The organism is Sphingobacteriales bacterium (assembly GCA_016719635.1).
GTDB lineage: Bacteria > Bacteroidota > Bacteroidia > Chitinophagales > JADIYW01 > JADJSS01.
The window spans coordinates 314,499-335,631 of record JADJYT010000001.1; the positions used below are offsets into that span (position 1 = coordinate 314,499).

General features: G+C 40.6%; 19 protein-coding genes and 1 CRISPR repeat array. Of the genes, 10 read left to right on the forward strand and 9 right to left on the reverse strand.

Features of this window, described 5'->3' with window-relative positions; all coding sequences use genetic code 11:
• Positions 1-18 precede the first annotated feature (18 nt).
• Positions 19-2,175: a CRISPR direct-repeat array (repeat unit 34 nt; unit sequence GCTGAAACCAATATATAAAGAACACAATTTAAAA).
• 665 nt (positions 2,176-2,840) lie between these two features.
• From IPM95_01475 to IPM95_01490, 4 genes are all read right to left on the reverse strand, one after another.
• A complete protein-coding gene (locus tag IPM95_01475) occupies positions 2,841-3,557 on the reverse strand; it encodes a hypothetical protein (protein ID MBK9327987.1) in 717 nt (238 codons plus the stop codon).
• 20 nt (positions 3,558-3,577) lie between these two features.
• Positions 3,578-4,300 carry a helix-turn-helix transcriptional regulator gene (locus IPM95_01480; protein MBK9327988.1) on the reverse strand — a complete coding sequence of 241 codons (723 nt, stop codon included), beginning with the start codon at positions 4,298-4,300 and terminating at the stop codon, positions 3,578-3,580.
• A gap of 364 nt (positions 4,301-4,664) precedes the next feature.
• A complete protein-coding gene (locus IPM95_01485) occupies positions 4,665-6,536 on the reverse strand; it encodes a type IIA DNA topoisomerase subunit B (GenBank protein MBK9327989.1) in 1,872 nt (623 codons plus the stop codon).
• Between the two features lie 150 nt (positions 6,537-6,686).
• Positions 6,687-7,349 carry a PorT family protein gene (locus tag IPM95_01490; GenBank protein ID MBK9327990.1) on the reverse strand — a complete coding sequence of 221 codons (663 nt, stop codon included), beginning with the start codon at positions 7,347-7,349 and terminating at the stop codon, positions 6,687-6,689.
• A gap of 128 nt (positions 7,350-7,477) precedes the next feature.
• On the opposite strand from IPM95_01490, the gene IPM95_01495 reads away from it, so the two are divergent.
• A complete protein-coding gene (locus IPM95_01495) occupies positions 7,478-8,080 on the forward strand; it encodes a DUF1573 domain-containing protein (GenBank protein ID MBK9327991.1) in 603 nt (200 codons plus the stop codon).
• Between the two features lie 47 nt (positions 8,081-8,127).
• On the opposite strand, the gene IPM95_01500 is transcribed toward IPM95_01495, so the two are convergent.
• Complete coding sequence (locus tag IPM95_01500; protein MBK9327992.1) at positions 8,128-8,868, reverse strand: RDD family protein; 741 nt, start codon at positions 8,866-8,868, stop codon at positions 8,128-8,130.
• Between the two features lie 97 nt (positions 8,869-8,965).
• Between IPM95_01500 and IPM95_01505 the strand changes: the two genes are divergently transcribed.
• From IPM95_01505 to IPM95_01530, 6 genes are all read left to right on the forward strand, one after another.
• A complete protein-coding gene (locus IPM95_01505; GenBank protein MBK9327993.1) occupies positions 8,966-10,117 on the forward strand; it encodes a stage II sporulation protein M in 1,152 nt (383 codons plus the stop codon).
• Positions 10,118-10,228: 111 nt separating this feature from the next.
• A complete protein-coding gene (locus IPM95_01510) occupies positions 10,229-10,825 on the forward strand; it encodes a hypothetical protein (GenBank protein MBK9327994.1) in 597 nt (198 codons plus the stop codon).
• The gene (locus IPM95_01515; GenBank protein ID MBK9327995.1) at positions 10,815-11,534 is read left to right on the forward strand and encodes a hypothetical protein; all 720 of its coding nucleotides are present in this window, start codon (positions 10,815-10,817) and stop codon (positions 11,532-11,534) included. Before IPM95_01510 ends, IPM95_01515 begins: the two co-directional genes overlap by 11 nt.
• A 1-nt stretch (position 11,535) precedes the next feature.
• A complete protein-coding gene (locus IPM95_01520; GenBank protein ID MBK9327996.1) occupies positions 11,536-12,855 on the forward strand; it encodes a hypothetical protein in 1,320 nt (439 codons plus the stop codon).
• 7 nt (positions 12,856-12,862) lie between these two features.
• Positions 12,863-13,843 (forward strand): MoxR family ATPase, encoded by a 981-nt coding sequence (locus tag IPM95_01525; protein MBK9327997.1) that lies wholly within the window; start codon positions 12,863-12,865, stop codon positions 13,841-13,843.
• A gap of 8 nt (positions 13,844-13,851) precedes the next feature.
• Positions 13,852-15,207, forward strand: a complete 1,356-nt coding sequence (locus IPM95_01530; GenBank protein ID MBK9327998.1) for a DUF58 domain-containing protein — start codon at positions 13,852-13,854, stop codon at positions 15,205-15,207.
• Here the strand turns inward: IPM95_01530 and IPM95_01535 are convergent, their stop codons facing one another.
• Both IPM95_01535 and IPM95_01540 read right to left on the reverse strand, forming a co-directional pair.
• Complete coding sequence (locus tag IPM95_01535) at positions 15,208-16,527, reverse strand: AarF/ABC1/UbiB kinase family protein (protein MBK9327999.1); 1,320 nt, start codon at positions 16,525-16,527, stop codon at positions 15,208-15,210. It abuts the gene before it with no gap.
• Positions 16,511-17,026, reverse strand: a complete 516-nt coding sequence (locus tag IPM95_01540) for a hypothetical protein (GenBank protein ID MBK9328000.1) — start codon at positions 17,024-17,026, stop codon at positions 16,511-16,513. The genes IPM95_01535 and IPM95_01540 overlap by 17 nt, the downstream gene beginning before the upstream one ends.
• A 73-nt stretch (positions 17,027-17,099) precedes the next feature.
• Between IPM95_01540 and IPM95_01545 the strand changes: the two genes are divergently transcribed.
• On the forward strand, positions 17,100-18,074 hold the full coding sequence (locus IPM95_01545) for a polyprenyl synthetase family protein (protein ID MBK9328001.1): 975 nt from the start codon (positions 17,100-17,102) through the stop codon (positions 18,072-18,074).
• Between the two features lie 6 nt (positions 18,075-18,080).
• Here IPM95_01545 and IPM95_01550 read toward each other — a convergent pair whose 3' ends face one another.
• Positions 18,081-18,524: a heme-binding domain-containing protein gene (locus IPM95_01550; GenBank protein ID MBK9328002.1), complete on the reverse strand. Its 444-nt coding sequence runs from the start codon at positions 18,522-18,524 to the stop codon at positions 18,081-18,083.
• A gap of 161 nt (positions 18,525-18,685) precedes the next feature.
• Here IPM95_01550 and IPM95_01555 point away from each other — a divergent pair, with 161 nt between their 5' ends.
• Both IPM95_01555 and IPM95_01560 read left to right on the forward strand, forming a co-directional pair.
• Positions 18,686-18,904 carry a DUF4377 domain-containing protein gene (locus tag IPM95_01555; GenBank protein ID MBK9328003.1) on the forward strand — a complete coding sequence of 73 codons (219 nt, stop codon included), beginning with the start codon at positions 18,686-18,688 and terminating at the stop codon, positions 18,902-18,904.
• A gap of 8 nt (positions 18,905-18,912) precedes the next feature.
• A complete protein-coding gene (locus tag IPM95_01560) occupies positions 18,913-19,269 on the forward strand; it encodes an META domain-containing protein (GenBank protein ID MBK9328004.1) in 357 nt (118 codons plus the stop codon).
• Positions 19,270-19,277: 8 nt separating this feature from the next.
• On the opposite strand, the gene IPM95_01565 is transcribed toward IPM95_01560, so the two are convergent.
• Positions 19,278-21,128 carry a hypothetical protein gene (locus IPM95_01565; GenBank protein ID MBK9328005.1) on the reverse strand — a complete coding sequence of 617 codons (1,851 nt, stop codon included), beginning with the start codon at positions 21,126-21,128 and terminating at the stop codon, positions 19,278-19,280.
• Between the last annotated feature and the right edge of the window lie 5 nt (positions 21,129-21,133).

Here is a 21,133-nt window from a genome sequence, read left to right on the forward strand (position 1 = left end):
GGTGGTTTGACGGTTTCAGCTGAAACCAATATATAAAGAACACAATTTAAAATCATGGAAACAATATATAAGAACACTTTATCATTCCCAGGCTGAAACCAATATATAAAGAACACAATTTAAAATCAATTCACAACTATTTACCAATATCCTTTTCAGATCTATGCTGAAACCAATATATAAAGAACACAATTTAAAATCAATTCACAACTCTATAATACCAACCTTAAAAACGGGCTGAAACCAATATATAAAGAACACAATTTAAAATCAATTCACAACCCGATTCCTGTCATCTGATAGAACTTTTTAGCTGAAACCAATATATAAAGAACACAATTTAAAATCAATTCACAACAGATAAAATTTCGGATGTTGATGGATTGCCGCTGAAACCAATATATAAAGAACACAATTTAAAATCAATTCACAACAATACCGCCGCAATATATTCATCAGTATGAGCTGAAACCAATATATAAAGAACACAATTTAAAATCAATTCACAACAATACCGCCGCAATATATTCATCAGTATGAGCTGAAACCAATATATAAAGAACACAATTTAAAATCAATTCACAACTGCGAAGAGCTTTGAACCGGATGGACTTTGGCTGAAACCAATATATAAAGAACACAATTTAAAATCAATTCACAACCTTCGACATTAGACAATGATATGGAGTTGTGCTGAAACCAATATATAAAGAACACAATTTAAAATCAATTCACAACAATTGATGTTTTATTTCTTTAGACATTGCAGCTGAAACCAATATATAAAGAACACAATTTAAAATCAATTCACAACGGTATCCATGATAATACGCTGGATATCCCTGCTGAAACCAATATATAAAGAACACAATTTAAAATCAATTCACAACTGATTGCTAAATGTATCTGCGATAAACTGGGCTGAAACCAATATATAAAGAACACAATTTAAAATCAATTCACAACTGCAATTTCCGTCGTACTCGCTTTCTCTAATGTTGTTACCAATATATAAAGAACACAATTTAAAATCAATTCACAACTCTGTCCGGTCACGTTGATGCTGATGGTGGCTGAAACCAATATATAAAGAACACAATTTAAAATCAATTCACAACTTTAGAAAGGTAAATCTCAAAGACATTCAGGCTGAAACCAATATATAAAGAACACAATTTAAAATCAATTCACAACAATGGCAATATTATGGTCCTTAGCCATCCGGCTGAAACCAATATATAAAGAACACAATTTAAAATCAATTCACAACCTATATATTTATGCATACGCTGGCACCGGTTCGCTGAAACCAATATATAAAGAACACAATTTAAAATCAATTCACAACTGATCTCTAAATCGTGCTGTCCATATCCAGCTGAAACCAATATATAAAGAACACAATTTAAAATCAATTCACAACTTCGACATTAGACAATGATATGGAGTTGTGCTGAAACCAATATATAAAGAACACAATTTAAAATCAATTCACAACTACGATGTTTCAGTTTCTTCCTTCTCATAGCTGAAACCAATATATAAAGAACACAATTTAAAATCAATTCACAACGAGGCAGTACTGGTCGGAATTCGAACGCAAAAGCTGAAACCAATATATAAAGAACACAATTTAAAATCAATTCACAACTGTTCTATGTAGTAACTGGCAAAATACATAATGCTGAAACCAATATATAAAGAACACAATTTAAAATCAATTCACAACCCTTATGATTTTAGGGTTCTTCTTGGAACCGCTGAAACCAATATATAAAGAACACAATTTAAAATCAATTCACAACTTTATCTGTGAGCCGATTAAAAACCTGCCCTGTGCTGAAACCAATATATAAAGAACACAATTTAAAATCAATTCACAACTATGCACAAACACGTAAAATAAATACTTCGCTGAAACCAATATATAAAGAACACAATTTAAAATCAATTCACAACATATCAGATACAACGGCAGCTAACACATTAGCTGAAACCAATATATAAAGAACACAATTTAAAATCAATTCACAACACACTCACAATCTCCACAATCTTTTCCATTGCTGAAACCAATATATAAAGAACACAATTTAAAATCAATTCACAACCTCAGATACGGAGCTTTATATCCGCTTTTAGCTGAAACCAATATATAAAGAACACAATTTAAAAGGTGAAATCCAATTTTTAATTGGATTTTTATTTTTTTCTGGGCGGTTTAAGAAAACATTCATTCAGGTCGGCCAGCGTCAATCCATGCAATAAAAAAAAGTGTGTGCATTTCTGCACACACCCGTCTTTATGAAAAAAATGATGAACTGATTATTGGTATTTCATAGTTTCATGGTTTTATGACAGGATATGAGTATGCTCAGTTCACCCATTCTCTCCTTACTGATAATCAAATTATACGACTAACTGGTACAAACTTTGATTTAGGTCAAATTTCGGGCAATTTAACAACTCAGACAATCATCATTTATAGTTAAAATGAAAATACCGGAGCAGGAATTCTATCCCTATATTTATGTAGCAATGGTCTTTTACTGAATCCTTGTGTAAGGTTAAAAACAGACCGCTACCCGGTCTGCGGCCTGCCAGTGGGAATAGATTAAATGCCGGGGATTTATTTAGATATTAAACCAGGTAATAAGATTATCAGTAAAACGAACAGAAAGAGTAAAGAATCTTCCAGCCTTTTGGTTATAAATAACTCTTTCCTGTTTTATAGTTTTGTATTCCAAGATAGTTGAATTATAACTATCCTGAAATACAACCATATAATGAAATTTCAAGTGTGATTCTGAAGGATTATCCCTACATTTATGTAGTTGAAGCTATTGATTTTCAGCATCGAACAGCAGGGAATACTTGGCCAGGCCAATCGCACTCTTGACGTTCAGCTTCCGCAGCAGATGCTTGCGGTGCGAATCTACCGTAGCCTTGCTGATAAAGAGTTCCTGTGCAATCTCATTCGTCGTATATTCCTTACTGATCAACCGCAGGATTTCCTTTTCCCGGCTGGATAAGGACAGGTACCTGTCCAGTTGCAGGTTGTTCAGTCCGTCAATTTCTGAAACAAACTTTTCGGTGGCAGTATTGCTGTTCAGGATATTATTAACATCATCTGCAATACACACGATGTAACGGGGGGTACCGTCCGGGTGCAGGGCCATTATCTGGAAACAGGTATAGGTCCACGTCCAGCCGGTGGCGGTTTTAAACAGATAGATGTATTCATACGGCTTGTTAAAATTTTCCGGATTGGCAATAAAGGTCATCGCCACCGGGTACAGATGCTGGAAATCGGGATGTAATATCTTTTTCGCAAAAGATATGCCCTTGTGCTCCACGTCCTGTTTGCTGAGACCAAAGTAGGATTGTGCAGCGTCATTGATATGACAGACAAGATTGTTGTCCATATTTCGGATAACCGCCACCTGTTTGCATGCATCACATAGTTTTTTCAGATATCCCAATGATTCATCATACCCGACATCGGCTTGTTTAAATGCCTCTGCGAGCTGCTGTAAGGATGATTTAATTACATTCATGGACGTTGGGTTATTTTCGGTTAAATCAGGTCAAACATGATGGCATACTTTACCAGCCCAACCGATGATTTCACCTGAAGTTTCTTAATAATGTTATTTCTATGGGTATCAACGGTTACGGGACTGACTTTTAACATCTCGGCAATTTCCTGGCTGTTGCGTTCCGATACAATCAGGTGCAGGATTTCTTTTTCTCTGGGGGTTAACTTTTCGAAATGCTGCGCGTTTTCTTCCACAAAAGCCAGGTTCTTTCTCAGTTTTCTGAACTTATCTTTTTTACCTTCTAAAAAATCGGAAATATCCGTTCCGTTGACAAAAAGATACTTTGCCTTCCCTTCATTGGTGTAGGTAGCCACCTTGGTGCAATTGTACAGCCATCTCCAGCCTGTTTTGGTATTGACGTAGTAAACATGTGAAAGTACCCTGCCGTAGTTGTCAGGATTGGCAAAATAGGCTAAATGGGTTCGAATGATATCAAAATTTTCGGGATGCAGGTATTTGAATACATACTGAAATCCCAACTTTAATAATTCTTCATTGGAAACGCCGAAATACGAAACAGCAACAGGATTAAAATAAATCTGGCAATGTTTTTCAAAGTCCACAATCTGACAGATTTTCGGGGAAGCATCCGCTTTGTTTTGCAGTTCAGCCAAAGCCAGGTCATAATCATCCATAAAGGATGTCCGGCTTTCTTCAAAAACCTGCACTAAGGAATTCAGTTCGTTGTAAGTTTCATTCATAGCTTCGGTAATTATAAATTTAACAATAAATCAGGTTCGTACCGGCATGCAACTGTAAATAATTTTTAAATAAAATATATTCGAACACTATCTCTACATAAATAACAGGAGACCTAAACAAAATATATCCCTATAAATATGTACAAAATCATGCTTTTTATTGACCGGAATCTAAGGAACTCCTCATAATTAGCTATACCAAAGTAGTAAATCTACATAAATATAGCAGGGAAAATGTGTGAACGGTACAATGCTTGAGTAAAAGGTAATTTATGCAGACAAACCCGAAAACAGGAATGTCCTGTTTATATAAACTAATTTGATGTTGGTCAGGCGACCAGCATTGGGTCTGGTAATAAAATTACTACAAGGCAACTACAGGAATAGGGTTCTCTTCCACTACGTCTTTCTCTATCTTAAGGTTATTGATAATAAACAATTGCCGCTCAGGGGTGTTTTTGCCCATATAGTATTCCAGCAGTTGCTCAATGCTCTGGTTGCTTTTCAGCACCACCGGTTCCAGGCGGATATCATTGCCGATAAACTGTTCAAATTCATTCGGTGAAATCTCTCCCAATCCTTTGAATCGGGTGATTTCAGGCTTGCCTTTCAGCTTTCCGATGGCCTTTAGCCTTTCCTGGTCAGAATAGCAGTATATGGTTTCTTTTTTATCTCTGACCCGGAATAAAGGGGTATTCAGTACGTACAAATGCCCTTTCTTCACCAATTCGGGAAAGAACTGCAAAAAGAACGTCATCAGCAGCAAACGGATATGCATGCCGTCCACATCGGCATCGGTGGCTATCACCACGTTGTTGTAGCGCAGGTTATCGACGTCTTCCTCAATGTCCAGGGCGTGCTGCAGCAAATTAAACTCTTCGTTCTGGTACACGATCTTTTTCGTCAGTCCGTAACAGTTCAGTGGCTTTCCGCGCAAGCTGAACACCGCCTGCGTCTGCGGGTTACGGGCCTTGGTAATGGAACCGGAAGCGGAATCCCCTTCTGTAATGAACAAGGTCGTATCCTTGTGCAGTTCATTTTTTTCATCGGTATAATGCACCCGGCAGTCGCGTAGTTTCTTGTTGTGCAGGTTGGCGGCCTTGGCACGTTCATTCGCCAGTTTACGGATACCGCTCAAATCTTTTCGTTCCCGTTCGGATTGCTGTATCCGTTTCAGCATGGCATCCGCAATGGCCGGATTCTTATGTAAAAAGGAGTCGAGCTTGTCCTTCACAAAATCATTGACAAACGCTTTTAGGCTCGGGCCGTTTTCCCACATGTTCTGCGAGCCTAATTTGGTCTTTGTCTGCGACTCAAACACCGGTTCCTGCACCCGGACGGAAACAGCTCCCACGATCGCCTGACGGATATCGGAAGCTTCAAATTGTTTTTTATAGAATTCGCGGAGTGTTTTCACAATCGCCTCCTTAAATGCCGCCAGGTGTGTACCGCCCTGAGTGGTATATTGCCCGTTGACAAACGAATAGTATTCTTCGCCGTATTGATTGTTGTGGGTGATGGCAATTTCTATATCCGTATCTTTCAGGTGGATGATCGGATAGCGCAATTCGGCTTCATTGGTTTTTTTAGTCAGTAAATCTTTCAGCCCGTCTTTGGAAACAAATTTATTGCCGTTAAAATGAATCGTAAGCCCGGCATTCAGGTATGCATAGTTCCAAAGCTGCTCTTCTACAAACTCCGCTACATAATGGAAATTCCTGAAAATGGAATTATCGGCGTGAAACTGAAAACGAGTGCCGTTTTTATCTGCCGTTTTTTCAATCTTATAATCTTTTGCCAATTCCCCTTTGTCAAACTCCGCTGCCTTCTTCTCCCCGTCCCGGACGGATTCGACCTTAAAATACGTGGAGAGGGCATTGACGGCTTTCGTTCCGACACCATTCAGGCCTACCGATTTCTGGAAAGCACGGGAATCGTATTTCCCGCCGGTATTGATTTTAGAAACGCAATCTATTACGGAGCCTAAAGGGATACCTCTGCCGTAATCGCGGATGATGGCCATCTTATCTTTTATTTCAATTTCAATCTGCTTTCCGTATCCCATGACAAACTCATCGATGGAGTTGTCGATGATCTCTTTCAGCAGCACATAAATACCGTCATCCGGAGCGGATCCGTCTCCCAGTTTTCCGATATACATACCCGGTCGCAGACGGATATGTTCTTTCCAGTCGAGGGAGCGTATGTTTTCTTCGGTATATTGAACTTCAGCCATGATGGGTAACAGGTTATTCGTTAATTGTTACAGGGTAAATGAACGCCGGAACTTAAACAAATCCACGTACGTTGCAAACAAAAGTATCAATCTGAAGGAAGAAAGCGGGATGAATTTTTCCACACGGGGGTATAATTAGGCTACCGAAGATTATTTGATGGTATAGCGGTACCCCAAAGAAAGGCTGAAGTTGCAGTGATAGGTATTCGGCAAGCCGGAATTTTTCTTAGCTGTGCTTAAAAACCCAAGGTTGTGGCGCGCCATCAGCTCTATCCACCCTTTGCCCACCTTAAAATCCGCTCCGGCGGCAGTCACCAAGCCCACATCGAAACGGTTATCATTTTTGGTGAAGTCATATTTCACCGTTTGGGCATTCAGGGACTGATGGTCAACCGATACCGACTGTTGGGTATAACCACCGGTCCAGTATGCAAAATATGGCCCCAATAAGAAAACGGCTTTGTATTTTTCAGTACCCACCCTGCCTACGGCCAATATGGGAAACTGCACATAATTAGCTATACGTTTTCCGGTATAATGCGCGGAGTCCTGCGTTCGTTTCCAGCCCTGCCCCTTTTGAGTAAATTCCACTTCCGTCTGAATACCAAAATTTTTATTGAAATCAATACGTAAAACAGCGGCGAGGTCTGCGCCCATAATGACTCTCTTAGCATACATATCCGGCGGAGTGTATTTTCTCAGGTGTGCAATATTGAATCCGGCACGTGCACCTACGGTTACACCCACTTCCGCCAATACATGAATTGTAATGGCAAAAAAGAGAAATGAAAAAATCAGTTTTCGGGGATTCATAAGACAAATATACCGTAGTTTTTGAAAGATTATGTGGTTTTTGTTAAACTATACTTAATTTTTTCAGCAATCAAAGCGGTATGTTGTAAAAGGCATTACATTTGTTACAGTAATAAAAAAATACAAACATGAAAAAATTATTCTTAGCACTAACACTTATGGCAGGTACTTTCGGAGTATTTGCAGATGATGCACCGGCTGCAGCACCAGACCCTAACGCGCCGACTATGACTTTTGACAACGATGCCATTGATTATGGCACCATCAAACAAGATGCTGATGGTAACAGAGTATTTTCCTTTACCAATTCCGGAAAAACGCCAATCGTAATCAGTGAAGCACACGGATCTTGCGGCTGTACAGTTCCGACGTACCCTAAAGAACCGATTATGCCGGGCCAAAAAGCAGAGATTAAAGTTCACTATGACACGCACAGAGTAGGACCATTCTCTAAAAGTGTAACGGTAAACTCCAATGCTAAAAATTCACCGGTAGTGTTAAAAATCAGCGGAACGGTAGAAGCTGCTGCTGTGGTTCCAACCGCAACAGAACCAAGTTCTATCATCCCTACTCCGGCTCCGGCTCCAACCATTACTGCACCGGCAGCAAAAACTGCTGTAAAGAGCACCACCTCAAAAGCATCATCAACTGCTACCAAGACTAAAAGTACGGTAAAACCTACAACCAAGCCTGTTACAAAAACGCTTACAAAGACAACCGGAACAAAATAATTTTGTCCAGAAAGAACCATTTAAAGCCTCCTTTGGGAGGCTTTTTTTTATCTGGTCAGGATTACATACTCACTGATAATTTCTTTCAGAAAAGTGCGGTCATCCATTTGGGTATATTCTTCAATGTTTAACTGGCCTCTTATTTTCCGGACAGTATCCTTTAACAGCTGCTGATAGATGGGATTGCTGTATTGCTGTGAGCGAAGCAGCAGGTTTTTCAGTGCCAGCATTTCCTCATCGCTGTAACTTGTTACCCGGGGAAACTTAGGCACATAGTCATCTTTTTCAGGCAGGTTCTGCAAATCGACCAGCGTCACTACCCTTTCCGGTTTCAGTTTCACCACAGTCGTACCTGCTATCATATCGCCCAGCCGTTGATTTTTAGCGCTCATCAGGATGGAAATGGTGCCGATAGAAAATCCGGAAAATCCGAAGTCTATCACCCTGTATGCCCACCGTATCAGATAATCATTCAGTTCCAGCGCGTTGCCGTTCAGTTTAATGACCGCAATACCCGTGATTTTTTTTCCGATACTTTGCCCATTGGTCAGCACCTCCAGCACTAACGTATAGAAATACTGTAAAAAGATCAGCAATCCTGTCAGTACAGAAGTAAGTGTCCTGGATCCGGATAACACATCGTAGGTGAATAAAAAGTAGAGGATAATAATAAAAACCAACGCAATAACAGAAATATCGATCAACCACGCAATAAACCGCCACATAAAACCTGCGGTATCATACTGGATGGTTACTTTTTGAGTGGTTACGACGTCTATTTTTGCCATAGTATAAAATACTGAAATGCAGACTGCATCAAATAACAACATTTATTATCAATTAATCAAGTACTTCCATTCTTAAATTTTATTATTTTGGCGACGGATGAAGGAAACTAAATTCATACGGCAAAACCATAAAAAGTGGGCCGAGTTTGAAGAAATGTCCCGGAATAAGGTCAAAGATTCAAATCTGTACAGTAAACTGTATATCCAGATCACAGATGATTTATCATACGCCAGAACTTTTTACGCCAACCGTTCCGTAAGGGTTTATCTGAACAGCCTAGCACAGGGTATTTTCCATAAAGTATTCAGCAGAAACCGCAGAAAACAATCCGTCTTCCGAAATTTCTGGATGGAGGAACTGCCTTCCATCATGTATTATCACCGATCGGAGCTGCTGCTGTCATTTATCATCTTAATCGTTGCAATTGCCATCGGATTACTGACCTACCGGCATGACAGCGAATTTGCCAACAGGATACTCGGTGACGGGTATGTGGCCATGACGGCAGAAAACATTGCTAAAAAAGATCCGATGGCAGTGTATAAACAATCCGGCCCCATCGAAATGTTTGTCCGCATAGTCATCAATAACTTAAAGGTCGATATACTTACCTTTTTTTCGGGCCTGGTACTGGGCATCGGATCGATACTTGTCTTACTGCAAAACGGATTGATGCTTTCTGCCTTTCAGTTTTATTTCATCCAGCGGGGGCTGTTCTGGGACTCCTTTCTGGCGGTCTGGCTGCATGGCACCCTGGAAATTTCCGCCATGGTCATTTGCGGAACTGCCGGGCTGGCCTTAGGGAAAGGGCTGGTATTTCCGGGTACCTACAGCCGAACACAATCATTCTTATCCTCTGCTCAAAGAGCCACCAAAATATTTTTTTCCGTACTGCCGATTACAGTTGCCGCCGGAATCATCGAATCTTTTTTAACCAGATACACACAGGCGCCGGATATCCTCAGGCTGGCTCTGATCATCATCTCGCTGTTCTTCATTTTAGGGTATTATGTCTATTTGCCCTGGGTGAAAAAACGAAACGGCACACTACGCATTCCGGAAGCGGAGAAGGTACTGCCTGAAATTTTTCCGCCGTTTGATTTCTATTCCATCAGGAAGGTTTCTGAAATCATACTGGATACATTCCGGATTTACAGAAAATACGCCGGTCTGTTTATTGCCGCCATTTTCAGGAGTATGCTGATTTTCACCCTGATTGGCATCACCATCAATAAGAAATACCTGTGACAGGACATTTATTATACTGAATGGTCCCTTATTAATCTGAATCATTATTTACTTGCCGGTGAAAAGAATTGGTTCACCATTTCGCTGCCTGTTCTTTTTACATTCATATCCATGCAGGCGGCATACCTGTTTTCCGGAGAGTTGTCTGAGCAAAATAAAACGGCAAAGATTCCCTTTTTTGACTGGATGAAGCAGAACCGTAAACAAATTCTGATAAATGCATGTGTACAGACAGCGTTTTATTTATTCATATCCTATTACAAATTTGAACTATATACCTACCTGTTCATTCTTCCCATGCAATTCATCACATCCTTTTCTGTGTTTTTCCCATATGTACAAACCGGAACGGCAAAACGGTTTAACTCCTTCACCATGACCTTTAAGTCAGGGTTAATGAATCTTTTTGCCGTACATACGGTATTCATCCTGCTGAGCCTTGCGCTTTTCCTGCTTATCAGCTCCTCCATCTTCTGGATAATCTATCAGGCAGTGGCCTTGAACCTGACGAATGACCTCGCTGACAGCGACTCCGTATTCCTCCTGTTTTTTCTTGTTGCGGTTACCACCATCATAACAATGAGCACGCAGTTATTCTGTATCTCTCAGGGTATATTTTATTTTTCCCAAAAAGAAAGGCATTGTGCAGAAGGTCTTATTCTTGAACTTGACAAACTAGGCAAAACTTCCGGGAAACATGTTCTTTAAGCGCATATCCTTAACTGCATCCATTCTGTTTTACGCCCACTTTGCAGGTGTTGGTCAGCCAACGGGTTATGAAAAGGGGCGAATGCAGCAAAAACAATACGAAGAGCAGTCCCTGTCCATAAAAAAATTAAATAAAACGGAGTGGAGTGCATTGAAGCAGAAAATTAAAATCAGGGAAGTGAAGCCTGAAAGGAAGAAAGAGAAGAAAAAAAATACGGCACAAAAACAATGGAGCCTGAACCTTCCCCCAAATGTAAGATTATATCTAAAATGGATATTATTCGGCGGCATCCTGCTTGCCTTGCTTTTTTTAGTGCTGAATGTGCTGGGCATACGGCCATACAAGGTTAAATCAAAGAATAAAGACATCAGCATAGGGCTGGATGATATTGAAGAGCATCTCGACACTGCGGCTATAGACCCGCATCTATATGCCGCGATAAAAGATAAAAACTTTAAACTCGCCATCCGGCTGTACTATCTGATGATCATACAGCAGCTCTCGTTTAACGGGAAAATCAACTGGAAAAAATACAAAACCAACAAACAGTACCTGAGTGAACTAAAAGAAAGCGGCGAATATTATGCCATCTATAAGAAACTGACCCACCTGTATGAGGAATGCTGGTTTGGCAATAATGATTTTTCAGAAACGGAATATGAATCCATACAACCTGATTTTGTAAACTTTCTACACCAAATAAAATAAAGTGCCGGGAGAACGAAATAAATATATCCTGACCGGTCTGGTCATACTGCTTCTCGCAGCCGGATATTATTTACTGAAAGGCAGTTCCGGTGAATGGAGTTTGAATCTGGACAAATCCGGAAAGAATGCCTATGGTACATTTATTACGTATGAATTATTAAAACAGAAGTACAGCAGATACGGGTTTGCTGAAATCAGGAAACCACTGCCGGAAACATTGAAAAAACTGGACAGCAACAAAACCTACAACTATATCTTTATCCATAACATTCCCTATTATGATTCTGCGTCAACAGCTGCGCTCTACCGGTTTGCCGAAAACGGGAACACCGTTTTTATCAGCTGTGAAGGATTCCACTACCTGTTCCTGGACAGTATTATCAACAAATCCTATCACCTGAAAGTCACATCCGGTTATAATGAAGTATACTATAAACTTTACGACTCTGTCAGTGAAATCAAGCGGTACAGTACTTTTAATTTCATACATCCAACTCTAAAAGACAGCAATGGTTATATCTATTACCTTAAGAACAAAGCGGACACCATCATCAACCATTACAATACCTTTCGGGCATTACCTGATTCTGAATGCGTATATCCGATTCCGGATATCAATTCCATTTCATTTGCCGGGCTGGAAGAATCGTATGATTCCGGATTGAATCTTGCGATACTAAAACACGGAAAGGGACAGATCGTTATTTTACTCTCCGCCATACCTTTTACCAATTATTTCATGCGGACCCAAAAAGGGCTGGAATATGCCGAAAAGGTGTTTTCCCATTTGCCGGACCAAACCACCCTGTGGGATGATGTATCGCATGAATATAAATTTGATACCGGGAATCAGTACCGTGGCAACAGCAATTTCGGCGACAGCCCGCTATACTTCATACTAAAACACGCTACATTGAGGTGGGCATGGTATCTGACCATTTTAGGGGTAATTATCTATGGTTTTTTCCATGCGAAACGACGGCAGAACATCATTCCAGTCATTCCTCCCAAAGAAAACACTTCCTTAAAATATGTTGAAACGATAGGACAGCTTTATTTCAATGCTGAGGAACACCTTGAAATAGCGCTGGAAATGCGGTTACAGCTTCTCAATCATATCCGGCAAAAATATTTTCTCAAAACCAATGAAACGGACGAATCATTTTATAATTTACTGGCACAAAAATCATCTGTTTCAATAGAATCGGTGCAATCCATTTTCAATACTTTCAATAGAATCCGTACAGAGAAAAAAATCAGCAGCAGGCAATTACAACAGTTAAACGCCGAATTGGAATACTTTTATAAAAATTGTAAATAATCATACGATGGAAGAAATCAATGAATCAAAACAACAGGCAGACATCCTGTTCATAACCGATACGGCAGAAAAAATAAAGACAGAGATGTCAAAGGTTATCATCGGGCAAACAGGCACCATTGACCTTATGCTCTCTGCCTTATTTACGGGGGGACACATCCTGCTGGAAGGTGTGCCGGGAATAGCCAAAACGCTGACAGCGAAAATGCTTGCCAAAACGATTTCAGTCGGATTTTCCCGCATTCAGTTTACACCTGATTTAATGCCGACGGATATTCTCGGAACATCCGTTTTTAATCTGAAAGATTCGGAATTTAATTTCCGGCCCGGACCTGTTTTTTCCAATATCATTTTGATTGATGAAATCAACCGGTCACCGGCAAAAACACAGGCTGCTTTATTTGAGCTGATGGAAGAACGGCAGGTTTCCATCGACGGGCACACCCATCAGATGGCATTTCCATTTATGGTACTGGCAACGCAAAACCCCATTGAACAGGAAGGCACCTACCGCCTGCCGGAAGCCCAACTGGACCGTTTTATCTTTAAGATCGTCATGGACTATCCGAATCTGGAAGAAGAAAAACAAATCCTGCACCGCTTTAACAATGATTTCTCGGCGAAAGTGACCGATGACGTCCAACCCGTTGTTCATGCTGATGACATAAAACGTGTTAGTTCCATTATTGAAAACATATTTGTGAAAGAAGAAATCATTCACTATATCGCACAGATTGTGCATCAGACCAGACAGCACGGCGATCTTTTTTTAGGCGCTTCTCCCCGTGCATCCCTTTCTTTACTGAAAGCCGGCAAGGCAATGGCCGCCATCTCCGGCAGGGCATTTGTAACGCCGGATGATGTGCGAACCGTATCAGAAGCGGTGCTGAACCACAGGGTTATACCTTCACCGGAAAAAGAAATGGAAGGCATTACCGCTCAGGATGTTATCCGTCAGATCATACGGCAAATTGAAGTTCCGAGATAAACAAACGAATGAATTCCATTAAAAACAACTATCAGCGATTTATATACAACACGTTTCTTACGAGACGATTCTTCTATGCATGGGCCATAGTGGTTTTGTTTTTTATCCTCAGTTTCTCTTTTGATTTCCTCTTACCATTAGCAAAATTGTTACTGATTCTGCTGGCATCATTTTCAGTGCTGGATTTTATTATCGTAAAGATATCTGATAAGAAAATAGATTGTTCCAGAGAGACTCCTTCCGTTTTGCCATTGGGCGATGAACAACAGATTCGCATTTTCATCCGAAACAACCAACTGACCACTGCAAACATTGAAGTGGCAGACGAATTGCCTGTTGAATTTCAAAAGAGAGACTTCTCATTCAAATTCCACCTGTCATCCGGCGAACAGAAAATGGTAACCTATTCAGTCCGGCCGCTGACAAGAGGCGAATATTCCTTTGGAAACTGCAACATTTTTGTTTCCACCTTACTTGGCCTGATTCAGCATAAAATTATCTTCCAACTAAAAACGGTCACCCCTGTTTATCCATCATCCGTTCAAGTCAGGAAACATGAGTTATTATTATTCAACAGACTGCACACCTTTCAGGGTATCCGGAAAATGCGCAAAATCGGGCATAGCTATGAATTTGAGCAGATAAAAAGCTATACCGGCGGCGATGATGTCCGAACCATCAACTGGAAAGCGACCGGACGGCGAAACCAGATTATGGTTAACCAATACGGAGATGAAAAATCCCAGCAGATTTATTCCATACTGGACAAAAGCAGGGCAATGGATTTACCGTTCAACGGGTTAAGTTTACTGGATTATGCCATCAACACCACCTTGGTGATTTCCAACACGGCCATTCGGAAAGAGGACAAAGCTGGTATCCTCACCTTTAATGAAAAGATGGGCAGTTTCATCAAAGCTTCAAAAAAACCAGGGCAGTTGAAACTGATTTCAGAAACGCTGCACAAAGAACAGGAAAGCGGTTTGGAAGCAAATTTCGAATTGCTGTTTAATGCTGTCAACAAACTGATCAAACAGCGCAGCCTGCTGATACTCTATACAAACTTTGAGAGTTACTACACGCTGGAAAGATACCTGCCTGTTTTAAGAAGATTAAATCACACACATTTATTGCTTGTGGTGGTTTTTAAAAATACCGAGATTGAAAGATACAGCTATGAACACGCCTCCGATACGCTGGAAATCTACCACAAGACTATCGGTAAAAAAATACTTGCAGAAAAGGAAATGATGGTGAAAGAATTAGCCAAATACGGCATTCAGTCGGTGCTGACCGCTCCGGAAGACTTATCAACGCTGACCATCAATAAATACCTTGAATTTAAGGCTAAAGGCTGGATATGATCAGTCAATGTGAATCTTATCCAAAAACCGTCTGTCTATATTGACGGTGGCATCCAGTTTGAACAAAATGGAATAAAGTCCGAAAAATGCGCGATGCAGGTAAATGGCATGCCTGGAGCCGCGCATGGCAGAAGGCTTCCTGAAATCTTTATTGCCCATGATTTCTTCTCCGTGTGCCTGCAGTTCATCGTAAAATGCCTTATCGCCGAAATAAAAAACATCGCTTTTCATGGGTTTCGACATGTTCTGTATCGCCCGGACAGCGGTTTCATAAAACAGCTTCTCCACCTCTTCGCTATCCTCTTTCCACAGCATATCCAGGCCTTCCAGGCAAATGCGCAATTTTCCGGGGTCATTAAAGACTTCGTCTTTCGCCAATGCGAAATAGTAGGTATAAAAATCTTCCGGTAAAACCTTAACACAGCCGAAATCCAGTACAACCAACTTGTTATCATTTGTCACCAGGAAATTACCCGGATGCGGATCGGCATGAAAACGATGATGCACGTGAATGGATGTGTGCAAAAAATCCAGCAACGCCTGCCCGACCTGATTCTTCTTTGCCTGGTCGGTTTCATTGTCTATGAAAGACTGCAATGGCCGGGCATCTATCCATTCCATCGTCAGTATTTTCTTTCCCGATAAACCTTTGTAATATTTGGGAATGATCAGATTGGGAATATCCCTGCAGGCTTCGGCTATTTCCGTTCCGTTTTTCAATTCCAGTTCGTAGTCACATTCTTCATTCAGCCGTTCTTCAAATTCCTCAAAATATTGCCTGACGTCCTTTTCTTTTACCCCGATAAATCGCAGAATGAGCGGTTTCACCAAATTAATATCGGAATGGATACTGTCGGCCACACCGGGATATTGCAGCTTAACGGCCAGCTTCCTGCCGCCTTTATAAGCCTCATGTACCTGACCGATAGATGCTGCATACACCGCATTCAGCTTGAATGAATCGAAAAGTTCGTTGGGTGCTTTGCCAATATATTTTTTAAACGTGTTCATGACCAAGGGCGCACTCAGAGCCATTGCGCTGTTTTGTGCCATCGCAAATTTCTCGGCATATCCTTTCGGCAATAAGCCATTGTCCATGCTCATCATTTGTGCAATTTTCAGGGCACTGCCCTTCAACTGGCTCATCAGTTTAAACAATTCCTCCGCATTTTTCTGATTATACGCATCTTCATCCACCTCCTTACTGACGGCTTTCTGTGCGCTGTGTTTGATATAATTGGCACCCACCTTCATGCTGGTCCGGAATACCCTGGAAGCTCTTTCCACTTTGGAAGTTGGTATCTTATCTTGTTCCTGCATCTGCTTTTCTCAGCTTAAAAAAATGTTGTGCCAGGTCAATTCCGGAATCAATCGGATTGGGTGCAAGCATATCAAATGTAAAATGAACCGTTTTTTCCACCATCACATCCGTATTTTCTTTATTATCGCTTTTGTCATTTGCCCAAAAGTATAATATCGACTGGAAAGCATTCCACAACAAGGACTGATAATAATTGGCAATAAATGGCCTTGCCTGTATTTCACCGGAATTTGTCCCTTCCAAAAGAAGGTTACCGGTATAACTGTTAAAGTCTGATTTAAGTTCCTGCAGAAAACGATTGCTGATAAACGGCAACCGGTTTTCCTGTAAAGGCCTGGAAAATTGCAGTTCATTTTCCTGCAGGGTTTGCAGGAAGGTATAGATCAACGCCATCATCTTTTCACGGACGGAATATTGGAAAAAACTTGCATCCTCCTCACATATTTCCCTGGTTTTGTCAAAGGCAGTCGTCCATTCAATTTGCAGTGCTGTATTCATTTTTGATAATATAATGCGAGAATCTAAAATTAGTTCTATTAAATCACTTATTTTTGTTAGAAATTGTTAATCTATGCGTTCAATCGAAGCATTAAGAGAACTTTTTAATCAGTATTTACAGGACAATCTGCTGCAAGGTGAGCCTTCTAACTTATATGAACCATGTAATTACTTTCTGCAAATCGGCGGGAAACGGCTGCGCCCTACCCTGCTGCTTTTAGCCAATGAACTGTTCGGAGGGCATGCGGAAGATGCGCTGCCTGCCGCGTTAGCCATAGAATATTTTCACAACTTCACCCTGATACACGATGATGTGATGGACAAAGCACCGGTCAGGAGGGGATTTGTGACGGTACATGAAAAATACAACCTGAATACGGCCATTTTAAGCGGAGATACCTTGCTGATAAAAGCTTATCAATGTTTAAACAAGGTGGATGAACGTTGCTTTAAGAAAATAGTGGAAGTCTACACCCAAACGGCTATCGAAGTTTGCGAAGGGCAGCAATATGACATTGATTTTGAAACTTCGGAAGATGTATCTCACGAGGCATATATTGAGATGATTCGGTTAAAAACGGCTGTATTGCTGGCTGCGAGTATGAAAATCGGGGCAATACTCGGAAATGCGGACGATAAAGATGCAGATTTGCTCTATACGTATGCCGAAAACCTCGGAATAGGATTTCAGATACAGGATGACATACTGGACTGCTACGGCGATGAGCAACTGGTGGGCAAACAACCGGGCGGGGACATCATTCAAAATAAAAAAACGTTGCTGCTGATTGAAGCTATGAGACTTTGCAGGGCGCAGAATGACCATCGTCTTGACATTCTTACAGAAAGCACCGGTATCGGCAATGCTGAAAAAGTGAAAGAAACCCTGACTATTTTTGAGGAATACAAAATCAAACCGTTCGGAACAGAACAACGGAATTTTTACATCGAGCAATCCCTGCAGGCATTAGAACAGCTTAATCTGACGGAGGACAAGAAAACAGTCTTGAAACAACTCGTTGATTATTTGGTATTACGTAGCTTTTAACCATTCCTATTTGACACCGGTACTGTTTACCCAATCCAGTACCAGTTTCTTTTGCGCATCATTCAGTGCTGCATTCCGGTGGATGATCGTATAGCTCGTCAAAGGCATTTCATTTTCTTCTATGGCTTCTTTCACCTCCTGCAGTTTATGTTTGGCTTTCTTCTCCGGATAAGAGCCAAAATCGGAGAAATTAAGATGTTCTTTACCTTCCTTTACATGATTGCTCAACCACCAGGCAACAGGCTGTATATTGTTGTACCACGGATAAACGGTATTGTTGCTGTGACAATCGTAGCAGGATGTTTTAAGAATGGTTAAGACATCTTCCGGCACTGGATGCACTTTTGTGATATCCGTAGACAACAGTTCAGCATCTTGGTTTTTAACAGGATGGAAAAACTGAATTACAATCAATGCCAATAAGATACTCAACAAGATTTTTCTTCTCATAACCTATTATTTGTGTACTCCAATTTAGTGCATTAACGGGCAAAATACAATCCCAATCATCAAAAATTTATAACTTTGCCCAAATGAGGTACCTTCTTTTAATACTCTGTGTTTGTTATTTATCGCATAGTTATGCGATTTCCTATTTGAAAGTGATATATGTGTCCGATAAACAAACGGATTGCGATGCTTCAAAGTGCCTGCTGACACGTGATGAACCCATAGGTGAATGGAAAGCATTCAGTTATCCCATTGAAGGATTTAGTTACAAAGAAGGTTATGAATATTGTTTACTGGTGGAAGTACGGACATCAGATTCCAGCACACTGCTGAAATATACATTAAGCGAAATCAAATCAAAAATAAAAAAGACACTTTAGCCGAAAGCATGGAAAAGCCGGCTATTTCTATAAGAGACAGCAGTACCTGGTTGCTGTATAAGTTAAAGATGAAAGATGGTATCAAGACATTCAGCCTGCAGAAAGCCTATCTGCAGTTTGATATGAAAAACAATACTGTCACAGGAAACACCGATTGCAATTCATTCAGCGCTTCCGTTACGATAGACAAGTCTCAACTGACATTTGAAAATGTTATAACTACCAAGATGGCCTGCAGGAAACATTCTATTGAAACTGACTTTCTGAAAGCGATAAATTCAGCGACAAATTATAAAGTGGCTTCTAAAATGCTGTACCTCTATAAGGGTAAATCACTCGTGGCACTTTTTACAAAGAAGAAATAAAACAGCAGCTATAATTTAAACCGGGATATACCGGTCGTATCGGTCAGTGCGTTCATAAATGAAATGATATCCTTTTTGTCCTGCTTTGTCAGATTCAATCTGTTATCCGGCAATGTTTGATTCGGAACATCCAGTTTCATCCCGGCACCGCCGCCCATATTATAAAATTCTATTACCTCCTCCAGCGTTCTGAAACTTCCGTTGTGCATATATGGAGCTGTCAGTTGAGCATTTCTGACGGTAGACGTCTTGAACGAAAATTTAAACTGGTCAATTTCGAAATTCTTAAATCGTCCGATATCATCGTCCAGAACCGGATGAATCGTATCAAATGTTTGGATAACGCCCAATACCTCGGATTCGGAAGTTCCGTAAAACGGAGGTGTCAAACCATAATAGGTAGGTGCAAAATGACAGGAACCGCATTGCGCCTTGCCCATAAATAAATTGAATCCTCGTTTCACGGATGCATCCAGTGTGGTGGTTTGTCCGCGCATATATTTATCAAAAGGTGAATTCAAAAAAATCATCTTTCGCTGAAATTCTGAAATGCATGTATTGATGCCATAGATGGAAACCGTCTCCTGTTTGAATTCCGGAAAAGCAGCAGCAAACAAACGGACATATTGGGTATCGCTGCTGATGCGTTTCAGTATCTCATCATAACTGTGATTAAATTCCAGCGGATTTACCACAACATGATCAACCTGGCTCTCCAACGTAACCGCGGCAAAATCATAAAAGTAGGAGGCCTGAAAAGCCACATTGAGTAAAGAAGGCGTGTTACGCTTCTGGAACTCCCCCGTTTTATTGGTAATGGCTGTCGGCAACCTGTCTGTGAAAAAATTCTGCGGTTGATGACAGGTGCCGCAGCTCATGCTGCCGTCAGCAGAAAGCCGTTTATCAAAAAACAGTTTTTTTCCCAGTTCTGCATACAACGGATTATCCTTGTAATATTTGTCCTGTGCAAAAAACCTGGGATTTATGAAAGCGGTATCATAAATGGTGGTTGATTTCAAATTAACCACCCTGAATAACTTATTATATTCTTCGAGATAAGGAACCTTCTGTTTTTGCTGTACATTCGAGAGTCCTTTTGCAAGCGGTTGCAGGTATTTCCTTATAAAAAGCAATCTGTCAAGTGAATTAAAGTCTTTGAATGACAGGTATGCAATGGAAGACTTAATATCAAGTTGCAGCGAACTGATTGCGGCATCATTCCTTTCATCCCTGTAGAAGGATAAAATGGTATGTATCGTCTGTAAGGTGGTTACCATCTCTTTTACGTTGTTTCTGATTTCCGGAGAATCAAATGAAACGAGACTGAGTGTTTCCATCCGTATCAGGTGAAAGCGAAGTGATTCAAAAATATAGGTGTCCTTCAGTTTCGAATCTTTCAGATACAGATAAAAGGAAAGTGCACGGTATTTCAATTGTTTGGTCAGAAAAACAATCCTTTCGTAATCCAGGCTGTCTGTAAATAATTCAGCTTCCAGAACCTGCAGTCCTTCCGGTTTTGCATTCGGGTTATAGCCGTCATCCATTTCAACCGCATTTGCACCATTAAAAAACGGATGCCTTCTGTTATCCATGTATTCCAGGAAAAATTCAAACCGTTTAAAATCGATTCGGGCTTTTTTAAAACGCTCCACCAGTTGTTTTCGGGTTGCTTGCTGCCGGCTAAGATCTTGAAAGGTATCCAGTTGCGCCTGAAATAATTTAATATTTTCCAGGCAATACGTCTGGGTACGTTCCAATGCTGTTTTTTTATCTGAAAAGGCGGTCTGAAGCACTAATACCAGACTACAGGCGGCTAATACAAGAAATACTGCTGTTTTATTTCTTTTTATGTAAGACATTCCCT